The sequence below is a fragment of the Pyrinomonadaceae bacterium genome (genome assembly GCA_036277115.1).
Lineage (GTDB): Bacteria > Acidobacteriota > Blastocatellia > Pyrinomonadales > Pyrinomonadaceae > UBA11740.
The window spans coordinates 926,766-940,991 of the sequence record DASUNM010000027.1; the positions used below are offsets into that span (position 1 = coordinate 926,766).

10 protein-coding genes are annotated in these 14,226 nt (G+C 56.2%); 1 reads left to right on the forward strand and 9 read right to left on the reverse strand.

All coding sequences use genetic code 11. The annotated features are described in order from the left end of the window. Positions 1-33 precede the first annotated feature (33 nt). Positions 34-1,458, forward strand: coding sequence for a hemolysin family protein (locus VFX97_20360; protein ID HEX5705566.1), 1,425 nt, complete (start codon positions 34-36; stop codon positions 1,456-1,458). Positions 1,459-1,470: 12 nt separating this feature from the next. Here VFX97_20360 and egtD read toward each other — a convergent pair whose 3' ends face one another. The 9 genes from egtD to VFX97_20405 all read right to left on the reverse strand — a co-directional run bounded on the left by egtD (position 1,471) and on the right by VFX97_20405 (position 13,948). Beyond that, positions 1,471-2,472 carry an L-histidine N(alpha)-methyltransferase gene (gene egtD, locus VFX97_20365; GenBank protein HEX5705567.1) on the reverse strand — a complete coding sequence of 334 codons (1,002 nt, stop codon included), beginning with the start codon at positions 2,470-2,472 and terminating at the stop codon, positions 1,471-1,473. A gap of 166 nt (positions 2,473-2,638) precedes the next feature. Then, positions 2,639-3,808: a PDZ domain-containing protein gene (locus tag VFX97_20370; protein ID HEX5705568.1), complete on the reverse strand. Its 1,170-nt coding sequence runs from the start codon at positions 3,806-3,808 to the stop codon at positions 2,639-2,641. A gap of 81 nt (positions 3,809-3,889) precedes the next feature. After that, the gene (locus VFX97_20375; protein ID HEX5705569.1) at positions 3,890-4,852 is read right to left on the reverse strand and encodes an MBL fold metallo-hydrolase; all 963 of its coding nucleotides are present in this window, start codon (positions 4,850-4,852) and stop codon (positions 3,890-3,892) included. A 64-nt stretch (positions 4,853-4,916) separates the two neighbouring features. Continuing rightward, a complete protein-coding gene (locus VFX97_20380; GenBank protein ID HEX5705570.1) occupies positions 4,917-5,426 on the reverse strand; it encodes a four helix bundle protein in 510 nt (169 codons plus the stop codon). Positions 5,427-5,606: 180 nt separating this feature from the next. Continuing rightward, positions 5,607-7,394 (reverse strand): acyl-CoA dehydrogenase family protein, encoded by a 1,788-nt coding sequence (locus VFX97_20385; protein HEX5705571.1) that lies wholly within the window; start codon positions 7,392-7,394, stop codon positions 5,607-5,609. 90 nt (positions 7,395-7,484) lie between these two features. After that, on the reverse strand, positions 7,485-8,663 hold the full coding sequence (locus VFX97_20390; GenBank protein ID HEX5705572.1) for an acetyl-CoA C-acyltransferase: 1,179 nt from the start codon (positions 8,661-8,663) through the stop codon (positions 7,485-7,487). A 3-nt stretch (positions 8,664-8,666) separates the two neighbouring features. Then, complete coding sequence (locus tag VFX97_20395) at positions 8,667-9,341, reverse strand: DJ-1/PfpI family protein (GenBank protein ID HEX5705573.1); 675 nt, start codon at positions 9,339-9,341, stop codon at positions 8,667-8,669. 24 nt (positions 9,342-9,365) lie between these two features. Continuing rightward, positions 9,366-11,780 carry a 3-hydroxyacyl-CoA dehydrogenase NAD-binding domain-containing protein gene (locus VFX97_20400; GenBank protein HEX5705574.1) on the reverse strand — a complete coding sequence of 805 codons (2,415 nt, stop codon included), beginning with the start codon at positions 11,778-11,780 and terminating at the stop codon, positions 9,366-9,368. Positions 11,781-11,899: 119 nt separating this feature from the next. Then, positions 11,900-13,948, reverse strand: a complete 2,049-nt coding sequence (locus VFX97_20405) for a winged helix-turn-helix domain-containing protein (GenBank protein ID HEX5705575.1) — start codon at positions 13,946-13,948, stop codon at positions 11,900-11,902. Positions 13,949-14,226: the final 278 nt, after the last annotated feature.

The window sequence follows — 14,226 nt, forward strand, 5'->3', positions numbered from 1 at the left end:
GCTGGAAAACTGTTACTCCTGATTACGATTACGATGGACGATCCTGCTAGTAGTTTCCTCGCCTTGTTTGCTGCCGACGCCCAGTCGGAGTCCAGCCTCTTCGGGATAGCGCTCAAGTTCGCGGCGGTTCTTTTCTTCTTAATCATAAACGCGTTTTTTGTGGGCGCTGAGTTTGCGCTAATTGCCGTTCGTCGCCCGCGTCTGGAAGCTCGCGCCGCCGCCGGGAGTAAGTCCGCCCAATCGGCACTTCGCTTGCTCGACGATCCGACGCTCTTCATCAACGCATCGCAACTGGGAATCACCATTGCCTCGCTGGTCCTGGGCGCGCTGGGGGAACCGGCCTTTGCCGCATTGATAGAACCACTTGCCCTGAGCATCACGCCGCAACCGCAGGCTGCCTACCTGGCCCATCTCATCGCGATGGTCATCGCGTTGTCGCTGATGACCTTCCTGCACATGGTGCTGGGCGAGTTGTTGCCAAAAATGATCGCACTCGAACGTGCCGAAGCACTGGCGTTGTTTTCTTCACGGACGCTGGAAATTTTTGCCCGATTATTTCGTGCGCCGCTTTGGATTTTTAATCGGACCGGCGCCGGGCTCGCACGGCTCTTCGGATTGAAGTCGTCATTGCACCACACGGCCGTGTACAGCGAGGAAGAACTGCGCCAGCTCGTGGATATTTCCCGCGAGAGCGGTCACCTGCGCGCCGAAGAGCGGCGCTTGATCCATCGCGTCTTCGAATTTTCCGACACCCTCGTGCGCGAAGCGATGGTGCCACGCACTGAGATGGCCGCCATCTCAATCGATTGCTCGCTTGAAGACATTCGCGACGCCTTCCAAAAGCACGGTTATTCGCGGCTGCCGGTTTATGACGGCAAGCTGGACAACGTCGCCGGCTTCATTCACAGCAAGGACCTGATGCCATTCCTGCTGAAGCCTGAAGCGTTTCGGCTCGAATACGTTTTGCAGCCGCCGATGTACATCGTGGACACGGCGCGCCTCGAAGCTGTTCTGCGACAGATGCAGACGGCCAAATCACACTTCGGCTTTGTCGTCGATGAACACGGCGGGATTGAAGGCATCATCACGCTCGAGGATTTGCTGGAAGAGATCGTCGGCGACATTTCTGATGAGCATGACGAGGAAGTCAACGAGCAAATCACGAAAGTGGATGACCGCACGTATTTGCTCGACGGCGCACTCGCGGTGCGAGATCTAAACAAACGCCTGAAGGCGGCGCTGCCTGAATCCGAAAGCTACATCACGATTGGCGGGTTTCTCATGACTGAAGTCGGACATGTCCCGCAACCCGGAGAAATGATCGAGCATGACGGCCTCAAGTTTCACGTCGAGAAAGTTGAACGAAGGCGAGTGCTGCGAGTGAAACTGGAATTACTTGAGAAGCGCGACGAAATGAAATCAGAAGATGCGGGCGGGTCGGAAAGCGCGCCGGCTTAATCTATTCGACATTTATTCGACGGCGACAAAGAGATTGCTGCTAAACCGTTTCGCTTCATCGAACCATGTTTGCTCGCGCACGAATCCTGTCTGCTGCGCGAGGGACGAAAGCTCTTCCAGATCGTACTTGTAAGCGTTCTCCATATGAATGCGCTCGCCTGCTTCCAGCGTGAAAGACAAATCAAGACCGGGAATTGTCACGGACTGCTGGCGTAGACTCTCGAGATAAACATCGATCCGTCCCTCGGCGTCGTTGTAGACCGACCTCAAACCAAACGCCCACAAGTCAAAGTCAGCCCCAAACTCGCGGTTGATGCGCGCTAACTGATTCAGAATGAAAGCGCGCGTCACTCCCAGTGAATCGTTGTAGGCGCGTTCGAGCGTCTCTCGATCCTTTTTCAGATCAGCGCCCAGAAGCAACGCGTCGCCTGGGCGCAATCCCCGGCGAATCGTGCGCAGAAATGTTGAAGCGTCGGGCTTTTCAAAGTTGCCGATGTTTGAGCCGAGAAAAAGCACCAGCGCGCGTCCATGTGCCGGCGGCTTGAGCGCCGCCAGCCCGTCAAAGTAATCCGCGGCGTAAGCTTCGATCTGCAAGGTCGGATACGCCTGAAGTAAAGTGTGCGAACTCTCTTCCAAAGCGGAAGGCGAAATGTCGATGGGAACAAACAGCAGCGTCGGCTGAATCCTGAGCAACGCCTCGATCACCCGGCGCGTCTTTTCGGCACTGCCGCTGCCGAGTTCAATCAAGGTCTGACAGTCAGGAACCGAACTTACGATTTCATCGGAATGCCGCGTGAGTATCTCAGTCTCGGCGCGCGTGGGATAGTACTCTTCAACCTGACAGATTGCTTCGAACAGTTTCGAACCGAGCGCATCGTACAGGAACTTTGGGAAAAGCTGTTTCGGCTTTGCGGAAAGCCCATCACGCACGTCGCGCGCGAAGTCCGCGTGCCCCTTTTGTTTCTTCAGATCGTGAACAACAAATCTGCGGGAGGACGGTTGCGGTTGCGACATCGGATATCTCGGCGGCCCCGCTTCAGCGGTTCAGGGTTGGCTTACCATGCGAAACAACGGTGGAGGCTTTTTACGGGTGCGAATTATACGCCGCGGATGGAAGAAACAAAAAGGAGCAGCCAAGCATGATGCTCAACTGCTCCGTAAGTGCTTGTTGCGGTTCAGTTCAGATTATCAGGACGCGCGAGCGGATGACACGCGGTGTCGTAGGAACCGTGATGTCGACCTGCGGAATAACCGGCACGGTAATCTGCGGCGTCTGAATTGTAATCGCCGGAATGACCGGGATGGTGACCTGCGGAGTCACGATGGTTCGCAGGTCGGGAGTCACGATAGTTCTAATGTCTCCTGTCCCTGCCGGCGGCTTTTCAGGGGTGACAATTACGCTGCGCGTGTTGCGGTCGCGAACGACTGTCAAAGTAACTGGACCGTCTTGCTTCTTACCGATGGTGCGCGAGATGTCTCCCGGCGAAGCAACCTTTTCGCCGTCAACCGCCGTGATCACGTCGCCGGCTTTCAATCCAGCCTTTGCGGCCGGGCTGTTGTCGGTCACCGACGTGACGAGGATGCCTTCGCTGACGCCGAAGTAATCGGCAAGTTGTTTCGTCAACGTCTGAGTGGCGATGCCGATGCGGCGGTAAGAACCCGTATGGAAGACCCATGTGCCGTCGCCGCCCTTGATCTTCGGCATGTCCTTTTTGAACAGTTCCATCCTCTGCTTGATGTCTTCGCGAATCTTGGCGTTCAACATCCCGGTGCCCTGACGCTTGCTCAGCGTGGCGGTAACTTCCTGCTCAGAACCGCCGCGGCTGATCGTCAGTCTTACGTTTTGATCCGCCGATGATTCGCTCACCAGGCGATGCAATTTGCGTGTGCTGGTGACGGCCTCACCATTGAAGCTCAGAATCACGTCATCTTTTCTCAAGCCGGCCTTTTCCGCCGGGCTGTCTTTCATGATCTCGCTCACGCCGACACCGCGCACTTCGCGCATGCCATAGCGACTCATGTTCTCTTTCGTCACGTCCTCAGCGTGGACGCCGAGAAATGTGCCGCCCTGAAGGAAGAAAGTGAAATTGCGATCGCCATCCTGCCAATCGAACTTGTCATCGAACTTAAAGTCGAAGTCGTCGAACTTAAAGTCGAACTTGTCATCGAGCTTAAAGTCGAAATCGAAGTCGTTTTCGGCAAGTTCGTCCTTTGGAGCTTTGGGGGCTTTTTGAGATTTTGGAGCCTCAGGCGCTTTGGGAGCTTCCTGAGCAGAAACGATGATGCCGCTCACGACCAGACCGCAACTGAGTACGATGGAGAGAGTCAGCAGCATTTTACGAATTGTCATACATAGTCCTCCGATAGGTTTTGAGGCTTTCACGCAGGCGCGGGCGTCAGAGTTCCAAATTGTTAAGCCGGGACGGCGGGTTCAGTCGGCCCCGAGCTTCCGATAAATTTCGCGGCCATCGCTCATTTCCAGAGCGATTTTGCCCTCGGAGTGGGCGTGATCGAGATGGGCAACGGCTTCAGAGACGGCGAGAAAGCGGTGGACATCGTCAGCACCGGGAAACATCTGGCGCGAGACTTCCCAGGCCGAGGCGCCGCTCTTCGGCACCAGACGCAGAACGCCGCTCTGGCGTTCGTTGATGGCGCGGAGGTAACGATTGAAGAGTTCTTCGTAGTCGTGAATCGGTTCGCCGTGGCCGCCGTAAACCAGCGTCGGCGCGAAGCTGCGGACACGGGCGAGGCTGACCAGATATTCAGCCAAGGATCGGAATCGTCGTGAAGGATCGATCGGATCCGGCGAGATGACTGGATTCGGTGTCACCCGCTTCAGCACGCAATCGCCGGCGATGAGAGTGCGATCTGCCTCGCGCAGAAACGAACACGAACCGGGAGTGTGTCCGGGCGTGTGGATGACGCGCAATGCGCCGGTTTCGAAATCCAACTCAGCCTCGTCATTCAATTCGGTGCAGTGATCGTCTTCCAGCGCGTCCGCGTACTGTCTCACGTGATCGTAGAGCTCACGCATCGCGCGCAATTCGTCTTCCGGTACGCCCGCGCGCATCAGGAGACGCAAACTGTCGTCGTGTTCGAGTCGCCCCATGCGATGTCCGGTTTCCCAGTTGTGCACGAAGACTTCGGCGTCTTTGGCTTCGTCGCGCAGTGAGCGCGCGAGGCCGCAATGATCTTCGTGCGCGTGCGTGAGCACGATCCGGCGAACGTCTGCCACACTGAGTCCCGCCTGGCGCAGCCCCGCGCGCAAAGCTTCGATGGCTTCTTTTGTTTTCGGGCCCGTGTCGATGATCGTGATGGGATCTTCTTTGATGAGATAGACGTTAACCGGCCCGATGTAGAACGGCGTGGGAACTGAGATGGGAACGATCTTCATTGAATTTCAAATCTCAGATCTCAAATCTGAGATCTGAGATCGCAGATCTGAGATCTCCGCTTCTTCACTCGGACGCTCCAACCTTGCGCGCGCGCGCGATATTCTGCGACTGAATCTGCTCGAGCTCCTTCACGAATTCGTTGCGGTCTCTTATTCGTTGATCCCGCCGCCGAGAAGTTTCAGTTAGGTACCTCTGACCACGAATCTCAGTGTTTTGAAGCGAATCAGCCCAAGCACGCAATTGCCGCGAGATACTTTCCGCTCGACGAATAAGGTGCGGAAGTTGTTGCCGCAGTTCGTCAAAGCTCGGAGCACGCTGAAGAAATTGATACATCGATCTGGTCTCACCGGCCGAGCCTCTGGAGATGTAGATGAAATAGAGCGTGTCGGGTGTCGTTCCGCGTTCGAATCCTTCCGCGATGTTATTCGAAATCGAAACCACAGCTGCTTCCAGCTGACTTCGCAACCGAGAATGAGCACGAAAACACGGCCGGGCAGTGAGGACAAAGGTTTGCACTGCTAACTCGATCGCATCTCTCCATACGGGCACTTCCTCGAACCGTTTGTATTTCACCTGCGAGGTCCTCTCCTGGAGTAATGGAACAGCGGCGAGAGGCTACCGAATTTGTGTGAGATGTCAAACGTAAAACATTTTGCTAGCAACCTCTCAAGCCGCAGAATACGCCTCGCGCTATCTGAACCATCTGCCCGGGATTTCAGATCTGAGATCTCAAATCTGAGATCTCAAGTTACCTCAGTAAACGTACTTATTTGCCGCGATCATCCCGTCGGCAATTCGCTGCCGCGCGGCCACCGTATTAATCGGCGTCATCTTCGTGAACCGGCGTAGCGCCGCCAGAAGCGTGCGTAACTCATCGCCTTCCGCCATCGCCGCCAGCGTGTTCTTCGCATTCGCTTCGATCCGTTCGACCGCGTCATTGCAGAAAACGCGAGTCATGTCGACGTAACGCGCCGCGGCGTCCTCGCTTTGCGAGGCGGCCAGTTTTTGCGTGCGCAGAATCGCCGACTCCATGGCAAACGCATCCATGATGATGTCGGCGACACCCATCAAAATCTCCTGCTGGTCAGACAGCCCCATCATGTACTTCTGAGCGGCCGTGCCGAGCGTCATCAACGCGACCTTCTTCGCGTTCAGGGCAAGCTTCTGTTCCGCCGCGAGCAAACCTTCGTCAGTGTCGAACGAAGGCATCGACGGATTGAGGATCTCATCCATCAAGCCCTGCGCGGCCGGAAGCAGCGCCAGCCGGCCCGTCAACGCTGCCTTCATCAGGCGCCCCGGAATCAACATGCGATTGATTTCGTTTGTGCCTTCAAAGATGCGATTGATGCGCGTGTCGCGGTACGCGCGCTCGGCGGGATAATCAGCAGAATATCCATAGCCGCCGAAGATCTGCACCATCTCGTCCGTGATGTAGTCGCAGTATTCCGACAGCGCGACTTTGATAATCGAGCATTCGGCGGCGTACTCCTCGATCGCTTTCAGGCGCGCGTCCATGTCTTTCGAGTCTTCGATCGCCCCCAAGCCCTCTTCGATCATTCCGAGCGTCCGATAGGTCATCGCTTCGCCCACCCAGGTGCGCACCGCCATCTCGCCGAGTTTCGATTTGATCGCGCCGAACGAAGCGATCGGTTTCCCGAACTGATGCCGCTCGTTGGCGTACTTCACCGATTCGGTCACGGCGAGTTTCATCCCACCCAAACACATCGCGCCGAGTTTGAAGCGGCCGATGTTCAGAATGTTGAAAGCGATTTTGTGACCCTTGCCGACTTCACCTAGAAGATTTTCCACCGGCGTTTTCGCATCGGCGAGAATCAGCGGCGTCGTGCTTGAACCTTTGATTCCCATCTTGTGTTCTTCCGCGCCGGGATGGCAGCCTTCCTGCCGCTCGACGATGAATGCGGTGAACTTGTCGCCATCGACTTTGGCGAACACGACGTAGATGTCTGCGAAGCCGCCGTTCGTAATGAACATCTTCTCGCCGTTAAGGACGTATTGCGTGCCGTCCTCGCTCAGTTTCGCCGTGGCTTTGGCTGCCATCGCGTCTGAGCCCGAACCGGCTTCGGTCAAAGCGTACGCCGTGACTAATTCGCCGGCGGCAATTGGCGGCAGGTACTTTTTCTTCGCGGCTTCCGTACCGAAATAGACAATCGGCAGCAGGCCGATGCCGCTCTGCGCGCCGAGGGTCGTGGCGAAAGATGCCGAGCGACCGAGGTACTCTGCAATCAGCGCGCTGCTGGTTTGATCCAGGGCGAGCCCGCCATACTCTTCGGGAATGTTCGCGCCGACCAGGCCAAGTTCCGCCGCCTGCTTCACCAATTCGCGCGCCAGCTTCCAATCCTTGGCTTCCAGTTCGTTGATGCGCGGCAACACTTCCGCGTCCATGAACTGCCGCGTGGTGTCGGCAATCATGCGGTGCTCTTCATTGAAGTCCTCAGGCGTGAAGACTTCTGCCGGCGTGCGCTCTTCAATCAGGAAGCTTCCGCCTTTAATGATTTCTTTTCGTTCGAGTACGGCTGCCATAACTTTGCCTTTCTTTTGGAGTGCGGCGACTCATCGCCGCTTTCTCCTTTTCAATTGAATTCAAAGCGGTGACAAGTCACCGCACTCCAATCAGAGTCGTTCAATAATTCCGGCGGCGCCCATGCCGCCGCCGACACACATCGTCACCATGCCGTAACGCGCATCGCGTCTTTCAAGCTCGCGCAGGATCGACGCCGTCAGCTTCGCGCCGGTGCATCCCAATGGATGGCCCAGCGCAATGGCGCCGCCATTCACGTTCACTTTGGCGGGATTCAGTTCGAGAGTCTTGATCACCGCAAGTGACTGCGCTGCGAATGCTTCATTCAGTTCGATGACCGCAATGTCGTCGAGCGTTAACCCGGCGAGCTTCAGCGCTTTCGGAATTGCATACACCGGCCCGATGCCCATTTCTTCCGGCGGACAGCCGGCGGTTGCGTAGGCGACGAGCCGCGCCAGAGGTTTCGCCCCCAGCTCCTTTGCGCGATCCTCAGACATTACGATTACGGCCGCCGCGCCGTCGGACATCTGCGAAGAGTTGCCGGCAGTAATCGTGCCCTTCATCTGGAAAGCCGGCTTCAAATTCGCGAGCGCTTCCGCGGTGCTGTCGCGGCGCGGGCCTTCATCCTTATCAAAACTGATCTCGCGGCGTTGCTTCTTGCCTTTCGCATCGAGCTCTTCAACGGAGACTGTCAAAGGCACCGTTTCGTCCTTGAATTTGTCGGCATCCAAAGCGGCCACCGCGCGTTGATGCGACTGCAGAGCAAAAGCGTCCTGCTCTTCACGCGACACTTCGTACTTGCGCGCGACGTTCTCAGTCGCCAGGCCCATGCTGAGATAAAAATCCGGGTACGTGTCCATCAAAGTCGGATTCGGACGGATGATGTGACCACCCATCGGAATCATCGACATCGACTCCAGGCCGCCGGCGACGATGACGTGCGCGCCATTCGTGCGAATGCGATCTGACGCCATTGCGATTGTCTGCAGGCCCGACGAGCAGAACCGATTGATCGTCATGGCGCTGGTTTCAACCGGCAGGCCGGCGCGAATCGCGGCCGCGCGAGCGACGTTCATGCCCTGTTCAGCTTCGGGCATCGCGCAACCCATGATCACGTCGTCGATTTCGGACGGTTCAAGGCCTGCGACACGCGCGATAGCTTCTTTGATGGCCGCGGCGCCCATGTCGTCGGGGCGCGTGTCACGCAAAGTGCCCTTCGGCGCCTTGCCGACGGCGGTGCGAACTGCGGAAACGATTACTGCTTCTTTCATAAGTTAACTCCTGACCGCGGATGCTCTGAGATTCGGACCTCGCGTCGTCAGCCGCGCCATACAGTCGCGCGCTGCATTAACGACTTCCGGTGAAGCTTTGCCAATCGATCCCGAATCGAAGGGGGGCGCAGGATCGTACTCCATGACCAACTGAATGCTCTTAGCGACTTCCGCGCCGGCGATCTCCGCGGCGAGAAAGAGCGCCATGTCGAGCCCAGCGGATACGCCCGCGGCGGTGACCACTTTGCCTTGTTGCACCATGCGTTCCTGAACCGGCTCGGCCCCAAACATTTTCAACATATCCAAAGCGAACCAATGAGTAGTCGCTTTCAGACCTTTCAACAAACCGGCACCAGCCAGGATGAGCGACCCGGAACAAACCGACGTGGTCCATTTGGTCGTCGAATGAATCTCACGCAGCCAGTTCAGCGTTGCGTCATCCTCCATCTGTATTCGGGTGCTGTTCGCTGAGCCAGGCACCACAAGGACATCCGCGCTGGTGACATCGGCGAATGCGTAATCGGCGGTTAACTGAAGAAATCCATTGTCAGTCTTCTTCGGTCCCTTTTCCTTCGCCACGAATTGAATCTGAACATCGGGAAGTAAAGCGAGGGTTTCATAGGGCCCGATAGCATCCAATGCTGTTACACCGTCATAGAGAAGAATGGCGACTTTCATGATCAGTTGCTTCCTTCCTGACAATTAGTTTCTTAACGGCTTACCAGTCTTGAGCATATGCCCAATCCGATCCTGCGTCTTGCGCGTGCCAATCAGCGAAAGGAAAGCTTCGCGTTCCAGATCGAGCAGGTACTGTTCGCTGACGCGCGTCGCATGATTCAGATCGCCACCGGTCAGAATCCGCGCGAGCTTTTCGCCAATCAACGCGTCGTGATCGGAGATATAGCCAGCGCGCTTCATCAAATGCACGCCGAGTTTCAGAGTCGCTAAGCCCGGCGCGCCCAGAGCCAAAATATCGGTGCGCTGTTGCGGCTGAACGTATCCGGCGGCCGCTAACGCCAGCACTTGCTGCTTCGCGTCGGCGATCAGCCGGTCGGCATTCATCGAAATCGAATCTTCTTCACGCAGGAAACCAAAGTCTCGCGCTTGTTCCGCAGACGTCGCCACCTTCGCCAAAGCGATCGTTTCAAATGCGCGCTTCACGAACGGAAAGGGATCGGCGTCTTTCATGTCCGCCGGAATCGAATCCATCGCACGCACCAACATCTCTTTGGTGCCGCAGCCGGCGGGAATAATTCCGACGCCGACCTCGACCAATCCGATGTAGGTTTCGGCCGACGCGCGCACCCGGTCACCGTGCAGGACCATTTCGCAGCCGCCGCCAAAGACCATCTGGAACGGCGCGACGACGACCGGCTTGGCTGAGTAACGAAGACTCATCACCGACGATTGGAAGTAACGCCCGATCATGTCGAGCTCTTCCCAGTTTTCGTCCTGCGCTTCCATCAGCATCAGCATCAGGTTCGCGCCGACCGAAAAGTTCACGCCCTGATTGCCGACCACCAGGCCCGCGAAATTCTTTTCTGTTTCCGCGATCGCAAAGCGCAGCATCTCAAGCGTGTCGCCGCCAATCGAATTCATCTTCGAATGGAATTCGAGACAAGCCACGCCGTCACCGAGATCGATCATGGAAGCGCCGGAATTCTTCTTGATGACTGCGGTGCGATCCTTGATCGACTTGAGAATGATTGTGCCGGGTGGATCCGCGAGCGGCACGTAATTAGAAGAGGCAAAATCAAAATAGAAGCGCTGGCCGTCTTCCTGTTTGTAGAAGGTCTTCGCGCCGGAATCGAGCATCGCCTGCACGTTGGCCGGGACGGCGCGCCCTTCTTCTTTCAGCTTCGCGACTGACTTTTCCACACCGATGGCGTCCCAAACCTCGAACGGCCCCAGCTCCCAATTGAATCCCCAACGCATCGCGCGATCCACTTCGACGACGGTGTCGGCGATCTCAGGAATGCGTTCGGCTGTGTAGGTCAGAGTTTTTGAGACCGTCTTCCAAAGAAAAGCGCCGACGCGATCCTTTGACCAAACGACGGTTTTCAAACGCTCGCGCGTGTCCTCAATGTTCTTGGCGACGTCGAGGGAAGGCAGCTTCACCTTCTGCGCCGCGCGATAGTCGAGCGTGGCCGTATCGAGCGTCCAAATCTCGCGCTTGCCGCCTTCGCCTTGCTTGCGCTGATAGAAACCGGCCTTCGTCTTGTTACCCAGCAGCCGGCGTTCGATCATCTTCGTGACGAACTCAGGCATCACGAACATTTCGCGCTCAGGATCGTCGGGAAGATTTTCATGCAGGTTCTTAACGACGTGCGCGAACACGTCGAGGCCCACGAGATCGAACGTGCGGAACGTGGCGGTCTTTGGACGTCCAGCCGCCGGTCCCGTGATCTTGTCCACCTCTTCAATCGAGTAACCGTCGTCGATCATCGTGCGCATCGTCACCAACGCGCCGTACGTGCCGATGCGATTGGCAATGAAGTTCGGACGATCCTTCGCGACTACGACGCCTTTGCCCAGCCTCTCATCGAGAAACCCGGACATCGAGCAAGAGACTTCGCCTTTAGTCCCTTTCGTGGGAATCAACTCGACGAGGTGCATGTAGCGCGGCGGATTGAAGAAGTGCATGCCGATGAAGTGCGCGCGGAAATCATCCGAGCGTCCTTCGGCCAGCAACTTGAGGGGAATTCCACTGGTGTTTGAAGCGATGACAGAGCCAGGCTTCCGATGCTGCTCAACTTTTTCGTAAAGGCTGCGTTTGATTTCAAGATTCTCGACGACTGCTTCAATGATCAGGTCGCAGTCTTTCAGCTTTGGGAGGTCTTCTTCGAAGTTTCCCACGGCGACGAGGGAAGCCCGATCGGCGGTAAAGAACGCCGCGGGTTTGGCTTTCTTCGCGGCTTCGTAGCCGGCGCGAGCGATAGCGTTTTGATCCGGCACCTTTCCTAACGGTCGGGTTTCAGCCTCACTCGATCCTGATGATGAGTCCTGCGGCGCGATGTCGAGCAGGACGGTCGGAATGCCAGCATTAGCGAGGTGCGCGGCGATTTGCGCCCCCATGGTTCCAGCGCCCAGAACGGCGGCTTTTTTGACGGGTATCATGGCCGCAAGATAATACTGAATGAGTATTCATTCAGCAAGCCGATTCGGAAGGGAAAACAAAGAAAAACGGCTGTAAAACCGGGTCGGCGCGGGGGCGGAGGGAATGACGGAAGACAAATTCATTGATTAGGAACGCTCATCGGCGAGGCCTGTAACGAATCCAGGGCATTTCTGATACGTTCAATTGTTGAGGCTTTTTGTGAATAGGTAAGGAACTGCTCCAGTTGAGCTGATAGTTCCAGCCGCTCTTCCTCGTCTAAGTGCTCACCCAACTCCTCAATTACCATCAGGAGTGCAAGACATGAGCATTCGAGATCGCCGCAGCGCTCTGCAATTTGTCGTGCCCGGTCAAGAATCCGTTTCGCTTCGCGACGACGCCCAAGCTTGCACAATACCAATCCTTGTGTGGTGAGAGATTCGGCCAGAAATCCATCCAACCCTCCCGACTCCAGAGCATTGACAGCCTGTCTCACTGCCTCTTCCGCCAGCTCTAGTCTGCCTGCGGCGAGGTGGAGGTGGGCGATTGAATCATCAACCTCGGCGCATCTACGCTTGTCATCGAGGGCGGCAAACAACTCTCGAGCGCGTACGAGATGGGGCTCTGCTTCATCGAGACGGTTGAAAGTCACGAGCAGGTAACCGTAGTTATTCTCTGCAATGGCGGCATAACGATGATTGCCGATAGCCTCATATTGTTCGACGGCCTTGGAGCAATACTCGAGAGCTCGTTGTAAATACTCGCCGCGAGTTTCAGAGGTCGCAAGAGTTTGCAGAGTAACAGCCAGATGCAAATAGGAGCGCGCATTGATCAGCGGACTCGCTGGTTCCACTATTTCATCAGCTTCCTTAAGTCGGGCGGCCGAGTCGTTAAGGCGTCCGGCTTCCCACTCAACTGAGGCCAGGCTAATTAACGCGAAACGTCTGATTTCGAATTCACTAGTCGGTAGCACTTGGAGCGCAGCGAGAAAAGTGGCACGCGCAAGGTCCAACATTCCCTGTCTTTGGTAGCAGAGGGCCAGATCGACTCGACCCTCGCAGGACAGCATCTTCGAACCAAGTTGTTCAGACAGACCAATGGCCCCGTTGAGCAACGCCTCAGCGTGTTTTTGCCCTCTTGGCACTTGCCTCGCGCTGGCCACAAAACCGGCGAGCGTTCCTACCGTTAGGAGCAGATCCGCGGACAAGCGCGAATTCAATCCGTCGAGCTTTGGCCACTCGCCCATAGTCCACCAGCGTTCCAGCACCATGCACGCCGCGTCATAGTTCCCGGCCTCAATCTGCTCACGGGCAACAACGCAGAAGACCTGTAACTCTTCAGCCGGCGTTAGACTTACGGGCTCGAAGCGGGCTTGCAGATTAGATGGTGAGCTCGATGGGGCATTAGATGCAGAGTCCACTAGCTGTTCTGTTTTCATCAAGGTCTGGTTATACAGGCCCAAAGAAAACAGATATGCCGCGCGCCATTGATGCACCGCGGGATAGTCCAGCTTGAGTTCATCGGCACGCTGCCACTCTCTTTTCGCATTCTCCCGATCCCACTGACAGCGTATCTCGACGGAAGTATTTGTTTCAGGGAACGTCGCACCTACTTCGCGTGGGTGCGTCGTTGCTGACGACTTCGACAACACATTTGGGGGCGGAAAATAATTGGTGGCGAGCCTTAGATAGCAGTCAACCAGTCCCGCATACGCAAACGAGTAGTTCGGATCCTCATTTGTCGCCTGCTGGAAGTAGCCTAATGCCTGCCTGAGACCTTCGGCAGTGTGAATGTTCCAACAGGTTCGAGCCTTGAAGTAAGCCTCATAGGCCTCAGCGTTCTCAGTATTGCGTTTGGAAGTGCGGTGGATGCGGTTTGTCGTCGCCAGAAACCGATAACCACGTCTGGGAACGGTTTCTATGTACTTAGGATTCTCTCCCAGTGCCTTTCGCAACATGAAGATATGCTGCGCGAGATTTCCCTCTTCCACATCTTCATCCGGCCAGACTTCATTCATTAGAATATTCTTTTCCACCACATGTCCCATGTTTCGCACCAGCACGATCAGTGTGCTCAGTGCTTTCGGCGCCAAAGGCACAAGGCGGCCGTCTCTCAGCAGCACGCGCTCGCCTTCGTCTAAACAGAAGGGACCGAAGTGGTAGAGATCGTCGTCACTGATAACTCGATTCATGACTCAGTAATAGTCGGATAAGAAACCGCTCAGAGATTGGTGGCCCTCGTCCAATACGCCTGGTGAGATCCCGAGGACTCGTCGCCCGGTTTGTTAAATGCTTGGTCGAAATTCTAGCTTCGAACTGTGACCGACGCAACGCTTGCCTTAAGAAAAAGCTCGCTAAGCGCTGGTACAACCGGACGTTTTTGAGAACTTCTTAATAACTCGTTAATAGGAACCCAAAGACTTCCGCGTACCACCCAAATATAGTTCCCAAGTCGCCGCATCGCTTGGTT

Bases quoted from the DNA above. Each gene is read 5' to 3' on its own strand.
- VFX97_20360 (HEX5705566.1), top strand. From the start codon at position 34: ATGGACGATCCTGCTAGTAGTTTCCTCGCCTTGTTTGCTGCCGACGCC.
- egtD (HEX5705567.1), bottom strand. From the start codon at position 2,472: ATGTCGCAACCGCAACCGTCCTCCCGCAGATTTGTTGTTCACGATCTG.
- VFX97_20370 (HEX5705568.1), bottom strand. From the start codon at position 3,808: ATGACAATTCGTAAAATGCTGCTGACTCTCTCCATCGTACTCAGTTGC.
- VFX97_20375 (HEX5705569.1), bottom strand. From the start codon at position 4,852: ATGAAGATCGTTCCCATCTCAGTTCCCACGCCGTTCTACATCGGGCCG.
- VFX97_20385 (HEX5705571.1), bottom strand. From the start codon at position 7,394: ATGGCAGCCGTACTCGAACGAAAAGAAATCATTAAAGGCGGAAGCTTC.
- VFX97_20390 (HEX5705572.1), bottom strand. From the start codon at position 8,663: ATGAAAGAAGCAGTAATCGTTTCCGCAGTTCGCACCGCCGTCGGCAAG.
- VFX97_20395 (HEX5705573.1), bottom strand. From the start codon at position 9,341: ATGAAAGTCGCCATTCTTCTCTATGACGGTGTAACAGCATTGGATGCT.
- VFX97_20400 (HEX5705574.1), bottom strand. From the start codon at position 11,780: ATGATACCCGTCAAAAAAGCCGCCGTTCTGGGCGCTGGAACCATGGGG.
- VFX97_20405 (HEX5705575.1), bottom strand. From the start codon at position 13,948: ATGAATCGAGTTATCAGTGACGACGATCTCTACCACTTCGGTCCCTTC.